The organism is Terrimonas sp., from assembly GCF_003075435.1.
Lineage (GTDB): Bacteria > Bacteroidota > Bacteroidia > Chitinophagales > Chitinophagaceae > Agriterribacter.
Genome location: NZ_QCZJ01000008.1, coordinates 23,823 through 45,496, shown reverse-complemented (window position 1 = coordinate 45,496; position 21,674 = coordinate 23,823). Strand labels below are relative to the sequence as shown.

At 39.9% G+C, this 21,674-nt stretch carries 17 protein-coding genes; 7 read left to right on the top strand and 10 right to left on the bottom strand.

Annotated features, from left to right (window positions below):
* Nucleotides 1-83 precede the first annotated feature (83 nt).
* The 4 genes from DC498_RS10635 to DC498_RS10620 form a co-directional block, all read right to left on the bottom strand.
* On the bottom strand, nucleotides 84-362 hold the full coding sequence (locus tag DC498_RS10635; RefSeq protein WP_116874135.1) for a hypothetical protein: 279 nt from the start codon (nucleotides 360-362) through the stop codon (nucleotides 84-86).
* A 218-nt stretch (nucleotides 363-580) separates the two neighbouring features.
* A complete protein-coding gene (locus tag DC498_RS10630) occupies nucleotides 581-943 on the bottom strand; it encodes an XRE family transcriptional regulator (RefSeq protein ID WP_116874134.1) in 363 nt (120 codons plus the stop codon).
* 178 nt (nucleotides 944-1,121) lie between these two features.
* Nucleotides 1,122-1,919: a CRISPR-associated endoribonuclease Cas6 gene (gene cas6 / locus DC498_RS10625; protein ID WP_116874133.1), complete on the bottom strand. Its 798-nt coding sequence runs from the start codon at nucleotides 1,917-1,919 to the stop codon at nucleotides 1,122-1,124.
* Nucleotides 1,920-2,095: 176 nt separating this feature from the next.
* Nucleotides 2,096-3,238, bottom strand: a complete 1,143-nt coding sequence (locus DC498_RS10620; RefSeq protein WP_240627962.1) for a LacI family DNA-binding transcriptional regulator — start codon at nucleotides 3,236-3,238, stop codon at nucleotides 2,096-2,098.
* Between DC498_RS10620 and DC498_RS10615 the strand changes: the two genes are divergently transcribed.
* The 4 genes from DC498_RS10615 (at nucleotide 3,219) to argS (ending at nucleotide 11,172) form a co-directional block, all read left to right on the top strand.
* The gene (locus tag DC498_RS10615; RefSeq protein WP_240627960.1) at nucleotides 3,219-4,955 is read left to right on the top strand and encodes a DUF4091 domain-containing protein; all 1,737 of its coding nucleotides are present in this window, start codon (nucleotides 3,219-3,221) and stop codon (nucleotides 4,953-4,955) included. The two genes, DC498_RS10620 and DC498_RS10615, sit on opposite strands and share 20 nt — an antisense overlap.
* Before the next feature lie 43 nt (nucleotides 4,956-4,998).
* Nucleotides 4,999-7,197 (top strand): alpha-galactosidase, encoded by a 2,199-nt coding sequence (locus tag DC498_RS10610; protein WP_116874132.1) that lies wholly within the window; start codon nucleotides 4,999-5,001, stop codon nucleotides 7,195-7,197.
* 341 nt (nucleotides 7,198-7,538) lie between these two features.
* On the top strand, nucleotides 7,539-8,897 hold the full coding sequence (locus tag DC498_RS10605; RefSeq protein ID WP_116874131.1) for an MATE family efflux transporter: 1,359 nt from the start codon (nucleotides 7,539-7,541) through the stop codon (nucleotides 8,895-8,897).
* A 493-nt stretch (nucleotides 8,898-9,390) separates the two neighbouring features.
* Complete coding sequence (gene argS, locus DC498_RS10600; protein WP_116874130.1) at nucleotides 9,391-11,172, top strand: arginine--tRNA ligase; 1,782 nt, start codon at nucleotides 9,391-9,393, stop codon at nucleotides 11,170-11,172.
* Between the two features lie 15 nt (nucleotides 11,173-11,187).
* Here the strand turns inward: argS and DC498_RS10595 are convergent, their stop codons facing one another.
* From DC498_RS10595 to DC498_RS10585, 3 genes are read right to left on the bottom strand one after another with little or no spacing between them, the layout of a single operon-like run.
* Nucleotides 11,188-11,598, bottom strand: a complete 411-nt coding sequence (locus tag DC498_RS10595; protein ID WP_116874129.1) for a hypothetical protein — start codon at nucleotides 11,596-11,598, stop codon at nucleotides 11,188-11,190.
* Between the two features lie 39 nt (nucleotides 11,599-11,637).
* Complete coding sequence (locus tag DC498_RS10590) at nucleotides 11,638-13,227, bottom strand: peptide chain release factor 3 (protein WP_116874128.1); 1,590 nt, start codon at nucleotides 13,225-13,227, stop codon at nucleotides 11,638-11,640.
* A gap of 27 nt (nucleotides 13,228-13,254) precedes the next feature.
* Nucleotides 13,255-15,771, bottom strand: coding sequence for a M14 metallopeptidase family protein (locus DC498_RS10585; RefSeq protein WP_116874127.1), 2,517 nt, complete (start codon nucleotides 15,769-15,771; stop codon nucleotides 13,255-13,257).
* 96 nt (nucleotides 15,772-15,867) lie between these two features.
* Between DC498_RS10585 and ggt the strand changes: the two genes are divergently transcribed.
* The 3 genes from ggt (at nucleotide 15,868) to DC498_RS10570 (ending at nucleotide 18,392) form a co-directional block, all read left to right on the top strand.
* On the top strand, nucleotides 15,868-17,601 hold the full coding sequence (gene ggt / locus DC498_RS10580) for a gamma-glutamyltransferase (RefSeq protein WP_116874126.1): 1,734 nt from the start codon (nucleotides 15,868-15,870) through the stop codon (nucleotides 17,599-17,601).
* Between the two features lie 75 nt (nucleotides 17,602-17,676).
* A complete protein-coding gene (locus DC498_RS10575) occupies nucleotides 17,677-17,895 on the top strand; it encodes a hypothetical protein (protein WP_116874125.1) in 219 nt (72 codons plus the stop codon).
* A 23-nt stretch (nucleotides 17,896-17,918) separates the two neighbouring features.
* A complete protein-coding gene (locus DC498_RS10570) occupies nucleotides 17,919-18,392 on the top strand; it encodes a hypothetical protein (protein WP_116874124.1) in 474 nt (157 codons plus the stop codon).
* Between the two features lie 6 nt (nucleotides 18,393-18,398).
* Here the strand turns inward: DC498_RS10570 and DC498_RS10565 are convergent, their stop codons facing one another.
* The 3 genes from DC498_RS10565 to DC498_RS10555 form a co-directional block, all read right to left on the bottom strand.
* Nucleotides 18,399-18,725 carry a DMT family transporter gene (locus DC498_RS10565; RefSeq protein WP_116874123.1) on the bottom strand — a complete coding sequence of 109 codons (327 nt, stop codon included), beginning with the start codon at nucleotides 18,723-18,725 and terminating at the stop codon, nucleotides 18,399-18,401.
* Between the two features lie 88 nt (nucleotides 18,726-18,813).
* Nucleotides 18,814-19,377: a hypothetical protein gene (locus DC498_RS10560; RefSeq protein WP_116874122.1), complete on the bottom strand. Its 564-nt coding sequence runs from the start codon at nucleotides 19,375-19,377 to the stop codon at nucleotides 18,814-18,816.
* Between the two features lie 58 nt (nucleotides 19,378-19,435).
* Nucleotides 19,436-21,094, bottom strand: a complete 1,659-nt coding sequence (locus DC498_RS10555; protein WP_116874121.1) for a M28 family metallopeptidase — start codon at nucleotides 21,092-21,094, stop codon at nucleotides 19,436-19,438.
* Nucleotides 21,095-21,674: the final 580 nt, after the last annotated feature.

Below are 21,674 nucleotides of genomic sequence, written 5' to 3'. Positions count from 1 at the left end.
TACTTTTGTCTTTTCTGCACACCCCAATGTGCACTTATGACCATTTTTTGCACTTCTTTCTATGCAACGGATTTAATTTCAAATTACTTAAGCATGAATAATTCCTTAATAAAATTTCCTGCAGCTTGTGGCAGATGGAAACATACCTTCAGTTCTGCATGCTGTGTTAATAAATATTGCTTGTCATCGACAATTTTAATAGGGGTGTGTATATCTGAGAAGATAAAAGATTTAAAGGATTTTAAGCTGCCTTTCTGCCTATAGTATTGATCGTATAATAAAGAGGCGCAATCATCATCAGCCAAAGCGACTGGAATACTGGCTGCCAGTTGCAGGGCTATAAGGGTTATATTGAAACGCATTATTTAAAAGAATTTTTTCTGTCCGCTGTAACTCAAACCAGGCAAACTATTGCCATTTTGAAATGCAACCTCAGAAAACAAATAATAATAATAATAATTAATAACCAACTATGCGGGTTATTGCAAGGCTTGTCTGAAGATAGAATGGATCAGGGTTGACTGATAAATCAGTATTAAATATACTGATTTTTATAATTACAAAGTGTAATCAAAATATTTTATGCGTGCTTATCTAAAAGCTTTTGAAGCAATTCCATCTTTTCTTTTTCCGCTTGTAGTAAGCGCTCATATAGTTTTCTGTTCTCTGCAATTTCTTCAGCCCACTTATCTAAAGGATTGAAATTGCATTTGTATTGCTCTGCATATGCTACAGCTTCGTCGTGAAAAGTATTAGAAATAATATTTACGGCTTTCTCCTCATCAAAATTTTTAATGGCATCAGTTGATACTTTCAACACCCTGGCAACCTGCTCCAGTAAACCAGGTTCAATCACTTCTTTTTGCTCCAGCAGCGAAATCTTTCTCTGGTTCCAGTCATCGCCCAGCTCCAATGCGAGTGTTTCCTGCTTGATGCCCATCATTTCTCTAAAGCGCTTAATGTTTCTGGTGTATTGTTTTTTCCATAATTGGTGGTTATTCGGTGTGCTACAAATATAAGAATATGGCTATTACATACCTGCAGTAATTTACCGGTAGCGGATGGTAAAATAGCAGCCAGGCAATATGCAACTGCAGAGATTGCCTAATTGATGATCACCTTCAGGGAACCACCTCCATGCACCCGCACCCCATACTATTATACACTCCAACTCCACTATTCATCAACAGCTCCACAAATCTCCTTTCCGCAGTAACCTTTAATTCAAAATTCAGCCAGCCACGTATTTTTGTCATTGCAGGTGTATCAGCCTTGATCCAAATTAGTCTAGATTTGAAAGGCTCTTTTATTGCAACTACTTCCATCATCAGTAATGCTCCATCGCCGGTTACAGCATCATAACAGGCAGATATTTTACTGCGCCAGTTGTATACTAAACTTTCAGTAAACCGGGTGTCCCCGGGTTCTAAAAAAACATAATTCCCTTTTTCATCAGGCAAACCTGCCACAACGGGAGACAATGGTTTGAGTATAATACTGATCAATTCCTTCGGTTTGTATACCTGCAACGGATCCTGCAGCGATTCCACAGATTGAATTTCGAACCGGACCTTACTTTTTTTATCCGCAATATCAAGTTGCTGCTTTATGAATATACCCCTGATAAAATTTTCTGCCGCCTGCGGCAGGTGAAAGCATACCTGCACTTCAACCTTCGGTGAGTGCAGGCAAAGACGGTCGCCATTAATGCTAAAAGGCACTTTTATATCTGAAAAGGTAAACAGCTTAAATGATTTGAGCGAGCCGCTCTGCCGGTAACCGGTATTATGCAGAAACTGTGCATACATGCTGTCTGCCCGCTCAATAATTTTGTAAATGGCCGCGCTTAAAGGATACTGGTAATTAATGGGAATAACGCTTTCCTTAAAAGCAGCTATAATAACAAGGCGAAACCTCATAGAAGCAAAGCAATATTTAATGGTTGAAACAATAACAGGTTTAACTAAGCGGGATTAAAACAAATGATACAGGATTACTATTTCAATAAAAATATTGAAAATGCAGCTAAAAACATATTTTTCTTTCTCACCACTCCCCTAATGCTCTACTGCGCCTTACTATTCCTGCTATATGCCTAATGTATGATCAACTCGCTTTTTAAAACCACGTTTTCGTAAGGAATGGTTTGGTCTGATTTTGTATTAAGCAGTTTGAATAAGAGTTCTGTTGCCCTGGCTCCCTGTTCATATGGAAACTGTTCAACAGATGCTATCGGCGGATAATCAAGATAGGTTGTAATAGGCCAATTGGCGTAACTAACCACGCTGATGTCTTTATTGATCTTCATTTTCTTCTTCTTCGCATACTGAATAGTATCCAAAGCAACAGTGTCGTTAAAAGCCAGTATTGCGGTAGGTTTATTCTTCAGACTTAATAACTTTTCCAGTGCCTGCGTGGTCGATTCTTTAGACAGATCGGTAGTGGCTATCAGCGATTCCTGCAAAGTGATTTTATTCCGTTTATGCGCTTCAATATATCCGTCTAATCTTTCATTCTTAATATTGAGTGACAAAGGACCTTGTATAAAGCCAATCCGCTGATGCCCTTTTTTAAACAACAGTTCAACGGCATCAATAGTACTGTAATACAGGCTGCACCATACAGAATGAATATCCGGCACATTGGGCACACGATCAAAAAAAACAACCGGTATTTTATATTTATCGAGTTGCTCAAAATGTTCAATAGAGCCGGTTTGCTTTGAGATAGAAACCAGCAGCCCGTCAACACGATGCTTGCGCATGGTTTCAACAATCTTTTTCTCACGCTCCAGGTCGTCATGACTTTGTCCTATCAGCACATTATAGTTATTTTTAAAAGCAAGTTCTTCTACCCCGTTAATCGCCAGCGAAAAATATTCTTCCATCAGGTTGGGCAATATAAGTCCAATCGTAAAGGTTTTACCCTGCTTGAATTGTATAGCGGTTTGGTTAGGCTCATAATTCATTTCAGCAGCAAGCTTCTGCACCTGCATCTTTGTTCTTAACCCAATGCTGGGGTGATCGTGCAATGCCCTTGAAACAGTGGAAATAGAAATATTCAGTTTTCTGGCAATCTCCTTTATGGTAGGTACTTTTTCACTCATGGCATGAAGGTAAAACATAATTGATTTGTATAAAACAAATAATGCAATCGTTTGCCGGGAGATATTCGGGGTAAAACCTGTAGTTTTAGCACCAACAGAAACTGATATACTGATGAAAAAGATACTGAGCATTTTCGCCGTCTGCCTGTATACCACGGTCTCAGCGCAAAACAGCCAACCTGCCGCTGCAGCATTTGAAGAGCCTTTTATTCCATCGCCTCAGGCTGCAGAAAGCTGGGCAAAAATGACCAGCAACACCGAGGTAAGCTTTGCCAGCAGTAATCAGCGTTATGCCAAAGATGTAATGCCACAATTACAACTACAAAAAACATGGACATCCGCCGCATGGAGGGGTGAAAAAGTACATACACAAATACTGGTATGGACAAAGCAGGATATTTCCGGCATCACTTATACATTAACCGAATTAAAGAATGGCAAAAACAAAGCTATACCCGCCGGCAATATACAGGCAGGCTTTGTTCGCTATGTTATTACAGATGAATTTGCAGGTGGCTGCGGCTACCGTAAGCCACAGGACTTTGATTCATCTATCATTGCAGATGCGATAGACACCGTTGCTCAAATTGCATTAAACGCTAAAAATGTTCGGCCGCTTTGGTTAACAGTAGCTGTGCCTGCTGATGCAGAGCCTGGTAAATATTCCGGTTCCATAAAAATCAATGCAGGAAAATCATATACACTGAACTATAATATTCTTGTAAAAGATCGCGTATTACCCCCACCCGCTGAATGGAAATTTGATCTTGACCTCTGGCAACATCCTGCGGCAATTGCCCGTGTACACAATGTTGAGTTATGGAGTGATAAACATTTTGAGTATATGCGGTCTTATTATACCATGCTTGCAAATGCAGGACAAAAATGCATTACAGCAAGCATTATGAATGAACCCTGGGGTCATCAAACCTACGATGATTTTCCCAGCCTCATACGATGGATAAAACAAAAAGACGGCTCATGGAGATATGACTATACGGTATTTGATAAATACATTGCTTTTGTAATGGACTGTGGCATCAAACAGCGCATCAATTGTTACAGCATGGTACCCTGGGCACTGTCATTCAGTTATTTTGATGAAGCTTCCGGTAAAGACACTGTATTAAAAACCGAAATAGGCACAGCGGAATATAACCTGCACTGGACGAATATGCTGAGAGATTTTACACAACACCTTAAAGCAAAAGGCTGGTTTGACATTACCTCCATCGCGATGGATGAACGCCCTATGAAATCAATGCAGATGGTTATAAGCATACTTAAAACCATTGATAAAAACTGGAAGATCGCGCTTGCCGGCAATTATCATCCGCAAATAGAAAAATACATTTACGACTATTGCATCGCATCTAACCTTACTTTTCCTGATGCGGTGTTAAAAAAGCGTATTACCGAAGGGAAGCCGAGTACATATTATACCTGCTGTACGGAAAACTATCCTAATGGCTTTACCTTTTCGCCTCCTGCAGAGCATGTTTGGATTGGCTGGTATGCGGCTGCTAAAGGTTTTACAGGTTATTTAAGATGGGCATACAATAGTTGGGTGGTAAACCCATTAACCGATTCCCGTTTTAAAGCCTGGCCGGCAGGAGATACCTACCAGGTTTATCCCGGGCCGAAAACTTCGATACGTTTTGAAAAATTAATTGAAGGCATACAGGATTTTGAAAAAATAAGGATTTTACGTGATGAATATACCAGGCTGGGCAATGTGGTTGCTTTAAGCAAATTAGAAGCGGCTTTAAAACAGTTTGATATTCAAAAATTGAAAACTATTCCTGCGCAACAAATGGTTGATGAAGCCAGGGCAATATTGAACGAATAATAATTACGGAAAAAAATACAACCCATCTAACTCAATGCATTTTATGACAAAAAAACGGATACTGCTGATTTCATTTTTGTATGTTGTTATCGGCGGGCTGAGGGCACAACAAAACTTACCGGTCTGGCAAAAAGCCAATGAAAAGAAATTAACTACCGACTGGCTCATATCTCCCGTTTTGCAAAAAGCAGGGGCATGGATAAGTGCAGACAAAAAAGACATCATTTTATACAATGGCCTGGTAAAACGTATATTCAGGTTAACACCTGATGTTGCGTGCTATGATTATCAGAATATGATCAACGGGCAGCAATTGCTGCGTGCCGTAAAAGCTGAAGCCCGAATAACCATCAATGACAGGGATTATAATGTTGGCGGGTTATACGGACAAAAAGAACAGGCCTATTTTTTACCGGAATGGCTGCCGCAGCTTACTGCAAATCAATCCGGCTTCTATTTAAAAGAATATAGCGTGGACAATATTCCGCAATACGTTAACTGGAAACCCGGAAAATGGTGGGCAACTCATACACAAAAGGGCGATGGTAAAATGCTGAGCTTTATCTACAATAATACATTGCCTGAATTAGCCGGCTTAACCGTTATCATTAACTACGAAATATATGATAACGCTCCTTTAATAGTAAAATGGCTAAGCATAAAAAACAACGGAGTAACCGCACTTAAAATAAACCGTGTGGTGAATGAGATTCTAGCCACGGTAGAGGAAGAAAGCGCTGTAGTGGGCTCGCCGGAAGAAATGAAAAAGCAACATGGTATATATGTAGAAACCAATTATGCTTTTAACAATGCGATGCGTTACGATATCAGTGATCAAACCACGCATTGGAAAACCGACAGTACATATACCTCGCAGGTAAACTACAATTACCAAACGCCCTGCCTGCTGGAAATATACCCGGAAAAAGCTCCGGGTATTGAGCTGCAGCCGGGAGAAACATTTAATTCTGTTCGCACGCACGAACTTTTAATGGATAGTTACGACAGGGAAAGAAGGGGATTGGCAATAAGAAAAATGTATCGCATAACAGCACCGTGGGTAACCGAAAATCCGGTATTCATGCATCTGGTAAGCAAAAATGATGATGAAGTATATACCGCCATTGATCAATGTGCTGCTACAGGCTATGAAGCGCTGATACTGAGTTTTGGCAGCCATTTGAATATGGAAGATTCTTCAGCAGCTAATCTTGCAAAATGGAAAAAACTGGCAGATTATGCGCATAGCAAAAACATTAAGATAGGCGGATATTCCTTATTCAGCAGCCGGCGTATAGATGACGAAACAGATGTAATTGACCCCAAAACCGGTAAGCCGGGCGGCGCTTTTTTTGGTAATGCGCCCTGCTTTGGCAGCAAATGGGGATTGGCATACCGGGACAAGATCAAACTATTTTTTACTAAAACCGGTTTTAATATATGGGAGAATGATGGCCCTTATCCGGGAGACGTTTGCGCATCAACAACACACCCCGGGCATAAAGGTTTAGATGACAGTCAATGGCGGCAAATGGAAATACAAAAAGAATTATACCGGTGGCTGAACGAAAGAGCTGTATACATCAATGCCCCTGACTGGTATTTTTTGGATGGCACACACAAAATAGCGATCGGCTACCGGGAAGTGAATTTTTCTTTGCCGAGAGAAAATCAAAAAATATTGAACCGCCAGAATATCTATGATGGCTTATGGGAGAAAACGCCATCAATGAGCTGGGGATTTGTACCGCTTACCAAATACCAGGGCGGCGGGCCGGATGCTATACTTGAACCATTACATGATCATTTAAAAGACTACGAACAACTGATGATGCAATACTATGGTGCAGGCGTACAGGCTTGTTATCGCGGCCCGAGATTGTATGATACGGATGCCACCAAACAAACGGTTATCAATGTAGTAAGCTGGTATAAAAAGTACAGGGATATTCTTAATGCTGATATTATACACCTGAGGCGTGCCGATGGAAGAGATTGGGATGGCATTATGCACGTAAATCCTCAGCTGCCCACCAAGGGGCTGATCATGTTATACAATCCTTTAAAAGAAAAAATTACCCGCACTATTCAACTGCCACTGTATTATACCGGACTTAAGCAAACGGCTACACTAAGTAAAGAAGGGAAGCAAAAACAGGCAGTGCAGCTTAACGGGAAACATGAAGCCGAATTTACATTTGCGCTTGAGCCGGAAAGTTATACATGGTATACAATACAGTAAAAATGAACAGACACAGTATGAGGATCATTTCAGGTTTTTACGCAATGGCAGTATTAGATTTTAAATGTGTATGCTGGCTTTTAAAGAACGCTTGAATTCAAGCGTTCTTTCTATGATTAGTGAAAGTTCTGAAAGCTGGTCAATTCATATTGACCAGCTTTTTTTATGTAGGAGGATCCGTCTCATTAGCCCATATATATTCATCTTTTATCACCCTGCCGTAACTATCTAATGTTATCTTGCCCATACGGTACAGATTAAGATAAATTGATAAATTTTACGACTAAACAGATCCTCTTAATTCAATTACCTGTTTTTTTATTTAGGTTTGTCGCCTGCTTATGGCTACAGCTTCCAATAATATTGATCTCAGAGTTTCTCTTTCTTACAGCCAGATCATTACCATTGCCTTACCCATTTCCGCATCCCTGCTTGTACCCCAGATTAATTTTATTACCAACAATATATTTCTCTCAGGCCTTGGCGAAAAAGAGCTGGGAGCCGCCGGTATAACAGGAGTGTTTTACCTGATATTCGGAGGTATAGGGTTTGGATTGAACAATGCATTGCAGGCACTCATTTCGCGGCGTGCAGGCGAAAACAGGATTAATGATATAGGTAAAATTTTCTCACAGGGTATATTTATTGCGCTGGGTATTGCGGCAATGGGCATCGCTATTACTTACTTTTTAGCACCGGTTATATTCCGTCATACCATTCATTCGCAGGAAACCTATGAAATGTGCATTGAATTTTTGCGCATCAGGATATGGGGACTTCCGTTCCTATACCTCTACCAGATGAGAAATGCCTTACTGGTTGGCACTAATAACAGCCGCTACCTTATTATAGGCACGCTTGCTGAAGCTGTATCTAATATCTTTCTTGATTACACACTTATTTACGGGCATTGGGGATTTCCGGTGCTTGGTTTTAACGGGGCAGCTATTGCATCAATCATTGCGGAGTTCCTCGGAATGTTTGTAGTATTCGCCGTAATCCATGCAAAAAAATTTCACAAAACATTTCACCTGTACAATCACTTTCATATTGATAAGCCTTCCGCCAAACTGATATTGGTACAGGCATCACCACTTATTCTGCAATACGCCATCAGTATAATCAGCTGGGAATTTTTTTACATCCTGATAGAGCATCATGGGCAAAGAGATCTTGCCATCTCCAATACCATGCGTAATATTTTCGGTTTCTTCGGCGTATTTACCTGGGCTTTTGCTGCAACCAGCAATACCATGGTAAGCAATATTATAGGGCAGGGATTAAAAGAAAAAGTTATTCCGCTTATCAATAAAATAGTGCATATCAGTACCGGACTCGCTATCCTCATCTGCATTTTCCTCAACCTGTTTCCCGAACTGTTTTTATCCATTTATGGAAGAGATGAAGTTTTTATACAGTCTGCCATCCCGGTATTGCGCGTAGTATCAACGGCATTGATTATTATGTCGTTTTCTACAGTATGGCTCAACGCTGTTACCGGAACAGGAAATACCCTCATCAATCTTTCTATAGAATTTATTGCCATAACGGCATATACTATTTATACCTGGCTGGTACTTGAAAAATTCAATATGCCGATTACCTGGGGTTGGGCATCTGAATGGCTGTACTGGATCATCATGTTTACTTTTTCCTGGTTGTATATTAAAAGTGGAAGATGGAAATCAAAAACAATATAGAAGAAATTAATTTTTGAACCCGGCGCCTGTGTTGCTATTAAGCCTGGCTTAAAAAGCAAAGTACTAATTATCCTTTAGAAATTCAGGGAAACCGCCCCTTTTATAACGCCTGCCTGTTGAGAGAATCTTTGTATATAAAAAGAAGTTATGCTATTATTTGGTGTCTGCAAGAGGCTGCTCCAGGCTAAAATTGTTTAGGCTTACAATCAGCGCTAAAGAAAAGTGTACATTACTCAAACACATGGCGTCATATTGCGAATCCACAGGCATGCGGATTTCAGTTAAAAGCATTTTGCGACGGGTAAAACAGTCTCATATAAGCTTCAGAAATTGGGAATACATGGCGGCACAAGAGGCTATATTTTTTTAAACAACCCTCTTGCTCTTTTAGCAATTGAAAGCGCTTTAGATTTTTCTAAATGTGAAATCTCTGCTCTATTGACTTCGTTTGACGCACATATCCTTATTTTTGCAGTCCTTTAAAACACAGGAAATGTCGGTTATACCAGGTATACAATCAGCAGTAATCAGGGCTTTGGAAGCATTATATACACAAACATTCAGCGCTAAGGATTTCCAGATCAATCAAACAAAACCCGAATTTGAGGGTGATTATACAGTTGTTTTATTCACTTTGCTGAAACCCCTTAAGCAATCGCCGGATGCTTTGGGCAAAGCGCTTGGAGAGCAGCTTATCAATACAAATTCCCACCTGTTTTCATCATACAATGTGATTAAGGGTTTTTTAAACCTTACCATTTCAGATGCGTACTGGAATAATGTTTTATCAGGTAATTATGCTGATGCGCAGTATGGCAGCAAAGCAAAAAATGGTAAAAAGATTGTTGTAGAATACTCTTCTCCCAATACCAATAAGCCCTTACACCTTGGGCATTTGCGCAATAATTTTTTAGGATGGAGCATTGCTGCAATACTAAAGGCAGAGGGATATGACATTATAAAAACCTGCATCGCCAACGACCGCGGCATACATATTTGCAAGAGTATGGTTGCCTGGCAATGGTTTGCCAATGGTGCCACACCACAAAGCACAGGAATAAAAGGAGATCATTTTGTGGGCGATTATTATGTGATGTTTGGAGAGCAGTATAAAAAAGAAGTAAAAGCATTAGTGGACAATGGACTGGGCAAAGAAGATGCAGAAAAAGAAGCACCGATCATGAAGGCCGCGCAGCAAATGCTGGTAGATTGGGAAGCCGGGAAACCTGATGTGATACAATGCTGGAAAACAATGAACAGTTGGGTTTACGATGGATTTGAAGTGACCTACCAAAGAATAGGCAGCGATTTTGATAAGATGTACTACGAGAGCGATACTTACCTGCTCGGCAAAAAACTGGTAGATGACGGATTAAAAAGGGGAATTTTCTTTAAAAAAGAAGATAACAGCGTATGGATAGACCTTACTGCTGACGGATTAGATGAAAAAATTTTACAGCGTAAAGATGGTACCGCAGTATACATTACCCAGGACATTGGTTTGGCTGTAAATAAATACGAAGAGTTTAAATATGATCAGAGCATTTATGTGGTAGGTGATGAACAAAACTATCATTTTAAAGTGCTTAAGCTGATTTGCGAAAAGTTAGGCTTGCCTTCCTCTGAAGGAATTTATCACTTAAGCTATGGTATGGTGGAATTACCTACCGGCAGAATGAAAACCCGTGAAGGAACCGTTGTTGATGCAGATGATATAGTAGATGAAATGATAAAAGTAGCTGCAGAAAAAACCGCCGAGCTTGGCAAGGTTAAAGATTTTACAGAAGAAGAACTGCAAAAATTATACAATACCATCGGGCTCGCGGCATTAAAGTTTTTCATACTTCGTGTTGACCCTAAAAAAAGAATGGTATTTAACCCTGAAGAGAGCATTGACTTTCACGGATTCACCGCATCATTTGTTCAGTTTTCTTATGCAAGAGCAAAAGCCATATTGCGGAATGAAGCTGAAGATACAGCGTACCAGCTGCAGCCTGGCGAAACACTTTTAAGCCTGGAAAAAAATATCATTATCCTGCTGGAAAAATATCCGGCAATTATTTCGCAGGCAGCGGCTGAGCATAACCCTTCCGCGATCGTTAATTATTGCTATGACGTTGCCAAAACGTATAATTCATTTGTTACAGAACACCGGGTGCTTAAAGCAGAATCAGAAAATAAAAAACAGCTAAGGCTGCGTATTTGCCGTATGACGGCGAATGTTATCGCATCGGGAATGGCTTTGCTTGGTATTGAAGTGCCGGAAAGAATGTAAACATTACAGACAACATTAATGTAACACATATAACACATACCTGTGATCGCCGGTATCGTGTATATAAAATTTCCCTTCCTTCTTAATATTTTCGGGGAAATTTTCAACTGCAATCAGTTTTATGCCTGTTCTTTTGGCTTTGAGATATGCCTTTATTTCTTCAATATAATCCGGCACACCGGCGCTGGCTTTGTAATATATTTCAACCATCGCGTCATCTTCTATCATGAGATCAATATACTGCATATCTTCTTTAGTAAGCGTAGCAAAACGGTCAATATCGTCTGCTGCTGTAGCAGGCTTATGTTCCTGGTCTTTTTGATGGACTATTTTGATCGCTTCTTTATTGGTGGAAGAGCTGCATGACAAAGCATTCAACACAATGATTAAAAGAAAGAAATTACATGAATTGAAAAATTGCTTCATTCCATTACTATTGAATGCACCTGTTTTACCTGATCAACCTTACGATTTATGTATTTCACTTGAAAAATGAAAAGTGATAGCAGGATTGTTGGCAATTTCCGTATTCAGGAACCATTCGCTTTGGGCAAGGTATACCAGTTGATCATCTTTATCAATCACCACATTACCGGTTTTAAACCGTGTGAAATCATCCAGCTTCTTTTTATCGTCTGAAGTAATCCAGCAGGCTTTATAAAAAGGCAATGCATTAAACTGAACGGATGCGCCGTATTCCTGTAATAAGCGGTATTGTATTACTTCAAACTGGAGATCACCTACACACCCAATAATTTTACGATTGCCACCATGCTGTGTAAATAATTGCGCAACACCTTCATCCGTCAATTGCAGCAACCCTTTTTCCAGTTGCTTTGTTTTCATCGGGTCTTTATTCACTACTTCTTTGAATAATTCCGGAGAAAAACTTGGGATGCCTGTAAAATAAAAATCAGCGCCTTCGGTAAGTGTATCACCGATTTTAAAATTTCCGGTATCGAATAAACCTACCACATCGCCGGGATAAGCTTCTTCAATTACATCTTTCTGCCGGGCAAGAAATGAATACGGGTTGCTGAACCGAACGTCTTTATCAAGACGGACATGGTGATAATATTTATTGCGTTCAAATTTCCCGGAACATACTCTTAAAAAAGCAATCCTGTCCCTGTGTTTCGGATCGAGATTGGCGTGTATTTTAAAAACAAACCCACTAAACTTTTCTTCTTCCGGGCAGTTTTCGCCAATTGAAGTCGGGCGGCATAAAGGAGATGGTGCAATCCTGATAAATGTATCCAGCATTTCCTTTACCCCAAAATTATTTACCGCACTACCAAAAAACACAGGAGCGGTTTTACCCCGCAGGTAGGTGTCAACATCAAGTTCTCCGTATACGCCGTCAATCAATTCCACATCTTCCCGAAGCTGGCTTGCATCCTTATCCCCTACTCTTTCAGTGAGGGCGGCATCAGACAAGTCCGTAATATGCACAACATCTTCATCATTGGCCTTGGTGTTAGCTGTAAATAACAACAGGTTTTTATCGTGCAGATTATATACCCCTTTAAACTCTTTACCATTATTGATTGGCCAGGTCATGGGGTGCAATTGTATATGCAGTTCCTTTTCGATTTCTTCCAGCAGGTCAAAAGGCAGCTTGCCATCGCGGTCCATTTTGTTGATGAAAACAATTACCGGCGTATCACGCATGCGGCAAACTTCCATCAATCTTCTTGTTTGTTCTTCTACCCCATTCACACTGTCAACCACAAGTATTACACTATCAACTGCAGTGAGCGTTCTGTAGGTATCCTCAGCAAAATCTTTGTGACCGGGCGTATCCAGCAGGTTGATGAGCTTACCTTCATATTCAAAAGTCATTACGCTCGTTGCTACAGATATACCACGCTGCTTTTCAATTTCCATGAAGTCGCTGGTAGCATGCTTCTTGATTTTATTGCTTTTTACAGCTCCTGCTGTTTGAATAGCACCACCAAAAAGCAAAAGCTTTTCGGTAAGCGTTGTTTTACCCGCATCCGGGTGAGATATAATAGCGAATGTTTTCCGCTTGCTGATTTCTGCTGTATATTTCATCGGGGCGCAAAGGTAATAATATGTTGCTTACCTGCCTACCATAAATAAGGCATTGCAGAACAGGAGTTTACCATTCTGCCAGAAATTTCTGAACAATACATTATCCGCGAGATAAACAATATTTCCCCGGTTTACATCCTGAACGCCAAATACTAATCCGTCATTCAGCTTCTTTTTGAGTTTTGCACCTACAAAGCCGGCAACAATATTGTCTTTTTTAATTACACCCACATTCCAGCCCTCATTGATGAATTCATACACATTATCATCCATCTTTAAAGTATAATAGTAATCCGGGTAGCCAAATGCCAGCGGGTGGCTGTTATCTAATTGTACTTTTAATATAGAACCTGGTGTTGTGGAAGAAATATAGTCGCGTTCAAAATCACTAAATTTCTTCAATGGCGCGTAAGGGTCTTTTTTATCAGAAGAATCCTCATCTTTTTTAAATTTCAACCCAATATCCATTTTTACCAGGAATGCAACTGCGTTTTCCATCGCGATTATTTTTCCACCTTTATTTACCCAGTCTTTTATATTATCAAAGCGTCCTTTTTCATTGAGCGCCGCATAATTTCCATCAGGCATTATCAATACATCAATCTCATTCCATTGCGCTCTTGCCAAATCATTTACATTAATAAGCGTAACAGGATAGTTCAACTCTCTTTCAAGAAAAAACCAAATTTCGCCTGCTGCATTTGATCCCGTTCCTTCGCCTGTAAGCAAAGCCACTTTCGGTGGTTTTAAATAACGAACATTAGAGCTGCCAAAGTCGTAGCCTTTATCAACAAAACCGGTATTTACCGGAAATGCGGTAACCTCTTGTTCATTGGAGACTCTTGTTACAATATTCCATATACTATCTTTTATTGCATTGTTTGCAGTCTTAAGAACAATAATTGACCCTTGTTTAAATGTTTTGCCATTTACTTCAAATTCGTTCGAAGCAAACCTCAATTTAACACCTTGCTGTATAAGTGCCGCCACTGTTTTAGCACTTTGCATCCCTTCCCACGGAATTACATATCCGTAAGTTTCAGATGTAACATTATTGATTTTTTGTGGCTGCGGATAAGCGGCAGCAGCATTGATCTTTTCTTTTACGGCATACGCATTAACGCCATAAATGAATGGTAAAGACCACGCGGTAATATCGTAAGTAGCAGAATCAACCAATACGGTTTTGGGTTCAAACAATACACTTACGAGTGTGGAATTGGGTTGTACCGCGCTTATCACCACATCTTCTTTACCGATAGTAAATGATTCATCTTTGCCACTAAAGTAATTATACCCTTTGGCAGTACCAGATCCTGAAGAATATTGTATGCCATTTTTATCAAGAAGTTCCAGTAAAGCGTTAATATTTTGAGATGTGCCTGCTGTGTTTTTTACTACAAAAGCTTTATATGTACCGGTACCTGTTGTAACCGCATCATTAAAAAATTTACGGAAAGACTTTATAAGCTTATCCGCGTTTTTAGAAGAAATTTCAATAGTGCTCATTCCGGTTGTATAATGATGAGCAATGCGGTCTTCAAGCGTAAGTGTATCACCTTCCTGCTTGTAAACGCCTAATCCTCCTGCTCCGCCGCCGGCCTGCTCATACGTCATACCAATAGCGCCATTATATATCGGGTATGTATCACCGTAAGATGGATAATAAAGATCAAATATTTCTTTGGTAAAAAACAACCAGCCATTCCGGTCAAAATACTTTGCATTGTTTTTGCCGATACTCAATTGAAATTCACGCTGCCACGGTGTAATAATTTCATGATACGGTTGCGCGGCAGGTGCAAAATAATAGGGATTATTTATGCCCTGCTCGTGGTAATCCACATGTATCTGCGGCATCCACTGGCGGTATAATTTCAACCGTTGCCGGCTTTCAACCTGTGTTTGCCATGCCCAGTCGCGGTTCAAATCAAAATTATAGTGGTTGGTTCTTCCGCCGGGCCATGGTTCACGATGCTCTCTTGCATCAATCCGCGGATTATAATTTTTACCCACAACACTGTTAAACCAGTTTACATAACGGTCGCGCCCATCAGGATTAATACAGGGGTCAATCACAACCACAGTATTTTTCAACCAGTCTTTTGCAGAAGCATTATCCGTATTTACAAGATCATATATCGTTTTCATGGCAGCTTCGGAAGAAGAAGTTTCATTGCCATGCACATTGTAACTTAGCCAAACGATAACCGGAGCGTTTTCAACCGGCGCCATTTTGTCCAAAGCCATATTGGCTAACCGTAAATTGTTCTTTCGTATATTTTCAAGGTTCTGAATATTTTCCTGTGCCGATATAAATGCAACGATTAAAGGGCGTCCTTCATTGGTTTCTCCATATTGCAATAACTTAACTGTTCCCGGTAATTTATCCGCGAGATAATTGAAATAATTTACAATCTTAAAATGTGGAGTATACCTTGTACCAAGCTTATAACCTAAAAAATCGCCGGGAGATTGTACCTGTGCAATCAGCCCTGTAAAAGAGATTAAGAAAAAGAATAAAATAAGTATCCGTTTACTCATGCTGCAATTTTTATACGGCAATTTAAGGAGAAACGACGCTCAAAGGATTGTTTCGTAAAAAATTCTTTACGTAACTTCCGCCATTAATTGTATCTGATGAAGAAATACTTTTTTGTTTCAACGTTACTCGTCTTAGTATTTTCCTGTAAGTATGTTACTAAAAAAGAAGCAGGTGCATTAACTGTCAATCCGTATGCCTATGCTATCCAGAAAAAAATTACGGCTTCAAATGGCGCAGTAGTATCCGCACATCCACTGGCAAGCATAGTGGGCACTGAAATACTAAAACAAGGTGGAAATGCTTTTGATGCTGCCATTGCCACGCAACTCGCGCTGGCGGTAGTATATCCAGGTGCGGGAAATATTGGAGGCGGGGGTTTTATGGTGGCACGAACAAACAACGGAGAAAATATTGCTATAGATTACCGCGAAAAAGCACCAGGTAAGGCCTCCAGGGATATGTACCTCGACAGTGCCGGCAATCCGCTGTTAGACAAAAGCCAGAATGGCCATCTTGCTGCAGGTGTTCCGGGAACCGTTGCCGGATTATTTGCTGCCATGCAATACGCAAAACTACCTTTCAAACAATTGATTCAACCCGCTATTGAACTTGCGCAAAATGGCTTTGCCTTAACTGAAGCCGAGGCTGCCAGCCTGAATAGTATACAAGCCGATTTAAAAGCATTAAATACGCAGCCTAATGCTTTTCAAAAACAAACAGCCTGGAAAGCAGGAGATACGCTTTTGCAAAAAGACCTGGCGCTAACATTAACGCGTATACGTGATGAAGGCAAAAAAGGGTTTTACGAGGGAGAAACAGCAAAACTGATTGTTGAGGAAATGAAAAGGGCCAACGGAATTATCTCGCCTGAAGATTTAAAAAACTACGAAGCGGCTGAACGAAATCCTGTTGTATTTAACTATAAAGATTATCAAATAATATCTATGCCTTTGCCCAGCAGTGGTGGTATTATTATACAACAATGCTTAAGAATGATTGAAGATAAAAATATCGGCGCTATGGGATTTCACTCTGCCGCTGCCATGCAATTGATGATAGAGGCTGAACGGCGCTCTTATGCAGACAGGGCGGAGTACATGGGTGATGCCGACTTTGTAAAAGTGCCGGTTAAAACACTTGTCAGCGATGCTTATACAAAAGAAAGAATGAAAGATTTTATACCGGGTAAAGCAGGCAGCAGCCAGCAAACAAAAGCAGGAACAACCGGTAAAGAAAGTGAAGAAACAACACATCTTTCAATCGTAGATAAATGGGGCAATATGGTTGCCGTAACCACCACACTTAATGGTGGTTACGGCAGCAGAACTGTTGTAGGCGGTGCGGGATTTTTTCTCAACAACGAAATGGATGACTTCAGCGTAAAGCCAGGCGTGCCAAATATGTACGGTGCTTTGGGCACTGAAGCCAATGCTATCCAGCCAGGCAAACGCATGCTTAGTTCAATGACGCCCACAATAGTTTTAAAGCATAATCAACCCTTTATAGTGGTAGGTACACCAGGTGGAACAACTATACCTACTTCTGTTTTTCAATCAATACTTAATGTTACTGAGTTTGGGCTCAACGCTGAAGACGCTGTAAACAAGCCAAAATTTCATCATCAATGGATGCCGGACGTGGTATATGTTGAAAGAGATTTTCCTTTACCTGTTATTGATTCACTTAAAGCAATGGGATATACCATTGAACAACGAGGCCAAATTGGAAGAACAGAATTAATCAGAATACATAAAGGAAGTACAGATTCTGCATATACATTTGAAGCCATTGCTGACAAAAGAGGAGATGATGACGCGGAAGCGTATTAACGAATATGAGCATTGGAAGTGAATTTTAAATGCACCCCCATTGCAAAACACACCAATAAGGCTTAAATTTGTGGCATGGCAGCAAATAAGCAATATACCAGCGATAGCCAACCAGAGCAGGTTAATGAACCTGACGCTTTGTATACTGCTCCCCCGGCAAAAAGCACTGCGGGTTTTGTTTTCGAATCTGAAGAACAAAGATTACTTAAGGATGCAGAAGCTGCTCCTGTTGAAAAATTAATGAGTTTTACCCGCATGATACGCCGCAATGCCATGTTCAAAAAACTTCAATAATTTACATCATAATATTTCTGGTTATGGATGTAATGGATGAAGACCTTCTTGATTTCTGGCGAAAATTGAATAATAACAATGTTCGGTTTATTATGGTTGGCGGTTTAGCTACCCGCTTTTACGGCTATAATCGCAATACTGATGATATTGATATGTGGCTGGAAGATACTTCGGAAAACAGGATTAACCTGCGCAAAGCTTTCAAAGAACTTGATTACGGCGATTTTCCCTCTATTGAAACCATGCAGTTTGTTCCGGGATGGACAAGTTTTCATGCTGCAGGTATAGTGCTGGATATAATGACAGAGATGAAGGGGCTGGAAGATTTATCATTTTCGGAATGCTATAACATGAGCAATATTGTTAGCATTGAAGATGTACATATCCCTTTCCTGCACATCAATCATCTCATTCAAAATAAGAAAATAGTAAACAGAAAAAAAGACCAGGTTGATGTAGAATACCTTGAAAAAATAAAACAACTCAGGAAACTGTAATTCAGTTCAGCTTTCTTCCGTAGTTGAAATTTTAAGCCCGGCGATAGATGCAATCAGAAGAAAAATAAAAAACATTCTCCAGAAAGAAGCAGGTTCTTTAAAAAGCGCGATGCCTACTATAACAGATCCAACAGCGCCTATGCCAGTCCATACGGCATAGCTGGTACCGATGGGAATAGTTTGAATGGCTTTATTAAGCAGCAAAAAACTAAGTGTAATGGAAACAAAAAAGCCAATACTCCACCATAGATTTTTAAAGTTATCACTCATTTTTAAACAGGTTGTAAAAGCTACTTCAAACAATCCTGCAATTATCAATATAAACCAGGCCATAACACTATATTTTTAAACTGTTAAATACATTCAATAAAAAAGGGAATAACTGGTTATTCCCTTAAAAAATTAAGTTGCAAATATATTATTAATTACCAAACAGCCCTTTTACTTTATCAAGTATACTACCGCCGCTGTTACCTTTTGAAAACAAAGCCATCAGGTCTTGCAAATCTGTATCGCCGTCACCGTCAACATCCAATCCCCCACCCTGTACTTTTGATAATAAACCTGCGATATTCATATTAGAAGTTTGTCCACCCGATAAGGAATTAAAAATACTCTGAATATCAAAACCATTATCATTAGGGTCATTGGTTCTGCCTACGAGATTGCTCAGCACAGAAGGGATAAGTCCGCCGGCTATGCTTCCTGCTGACCCCTGGTCTAATCCGAATTTGTCCATAAGGTTTTGAATAACACCACCCGACAATTGCTGGCTGATACTATTGGTAGCAGCATCCTGTCCGCCAAACATTTTCAATACATCTTTTAATCCACCGCCCTGGGAAAGCAACCCCTGCAAACCACCGGCAATAGAATGTGTAGTTTCAGTAATCGCTTCCTCATTGCGATCATTGGGTATGGCAGGATTGTTAATAATTGAACTTCCTGCATTTTGCTTTACGAGGTCTAATAAATTTTCGAGCATGATTGTATGTTTTTAAGATGAGTCGTATTTTAGGATGCTGGCGTTGTATGGTGGATATTTATTTTTCCCTGATGGCTTTAAATTCCGAGCCAGGTTTCCATCCAGGAAAACTTTTCTCATTGCTGAGCCTGTAACCAACATCAAAGAGTAAACGCATATCATCTATAATGCCAGACAGATCCCAGGACTTATTATATTCATCCCCAGGACTGTGGTATCTTTCATTGTTATATTTTTCTTTTTGCGCTTCTCCCCATTCTTCTCCATGCTCAACAGACACACTTCCATTCTCAACATATAAGGAAGGTATACCAATTTTAGCAAAATTGAAGTGATCAGACCTGAAATACCAGCCGCCGGAAGGATCAGGTTCTCCCCGCGTATACCTACCCTGCTTTTTAGCCGCTGCTTCTATATATTCATCTAATTCAGATTGTCCTTTGCCAACCACAACTATATCCTTCATTTTACCAAAAGGTTGCAATACATCAATATTAATATCCGCTACTGTTTTTTCAGAAGGGTAAACCGGGTGCTTCGCATAATACTCAGAGCCAAGCAACCCCTGTTCTTCCGCGGTAACTGAGAGGAACAATACAGAGCGCTTAGGTTTCTCTTTAAGCTGAGTAAACGCATTTGCAATTTCAAGCAGGGCGGCAGTGCCTGAGGCATTATCAGCCGCCCCATTATATATTGAGTCGCCATTTACCGGTTCTCCTTTGCCAAAATGATCCCAATGCGCTGTGTAAATAATATATTCGTCTTTTTGCTCTGTTCCCGGTAATAAAGCCAGCACATTTTTAGAAGTAGACTTTTTGAAAGTACTGTTGATGATAACTGAGGATTTTAAACCAAGCGGCACAGCTTTAAAATTTTTCTTCCCGGCAGCTTTCATAAGAGTATCCGGGATGCCTGCCAGTGTAAATATTTTTTTTGCCGATGGCATAGTGATCCATCCTTCCATTGCGGCACGCGACATATTGTTATCTTCTGCCTGCAAATACAACCTCGATTTTGACCAACTTCCGCGAACAACATTCCAGCCATAGCTTGCTGGCTTATCATCATGAATGATTATGATGCCTGCTGCACCCTGCCTTGCAGCTTCTTCAAATTTATAAGTCCATCTTCCGTAGTAGGTCATTGTTCTGCCTTTAAACAGGCTGCTGTCAAAAAAGCCAGGATCATTTACCAGCACCAATACCACTTTACCCTTCACATCCAACCCTGCATAGTCATTCCATCCAAACTCCGGCGCCACAATACCGTATCCTGCAAAAACCATTTCAGCGTTCTCTATTTTTACCTGGTCTTGTATGCGACGTGTGGCAGCAACAAAATCATCAAGATATTTTAATTCCACTTTTCCTTTAGCACCTGAGATGGAATATTTATCTGAAGGTTGAGATGTTATTTCAACCATTGGCACTTCCTGGAAATAACTGTTACCATTACCGGGTTGCAGCCCAAGGTTTTTATATTGCGTCTCGAGATAGCTTACGGTTTTTTCTTCTCCCGAAGTAAAAGGCTTTCGTCCCTCAAATTCATCAGATGCTAATATCGTAATACAGCTATCAAAATATTTCCCCGTAACAAGAGAGGTGATGGAAGTATCACTGTCATTTTGAGCAGCATCTGGCTTTTTCCCATTTTCACCACAGGATATTATTCCGGAAACTGCACTGGCGAGTAAAGTGTAAATAATGATTCTTTTCATAACGGTGCTGTATAGTCTTTAATATAATGAAGATAAATACTTTTGCAGGAATAAGATAATAAGGTTGAATAGTGTGGTATGGCTTTGTTACTAAGTTAATAGAATTTATACGTTGTAAATATTTCTGCAAAATATTTGACGGCATATCATTGAGCGTTTATTATGCTTTATACTGCTGCAAAGCGGGAGGGTAATTACTTTTGCCGGAATAAGATAATAAGGTTGATTAGTGTAGTATAGCTTTGTTACTAAGGTAATAAAATTTATACATTGTAAATATTTCTACAAAAATGATTAACAGTGTACGGCTGAGTATTAATTATGTTTGATAATGATGCAAAGCAGGAGGATAAATACTTTTGCAGAAATAAAATAATAAGGTTGATTAATGCGGCATAACTTTGTTACTAAGTTAATAAAATTTATACGTTGTAATATTTCTGTAAAATATTTAACGGCATATCATTGAGCATTGATTATGCTTGATACTGATGCAAAGCAGGAGGGTAATTACTTTTGCCGGAATAAGATAATAAGGTTGATTAGTGTAGTATAGCTTTGTTACTAAGGTAATAAAATT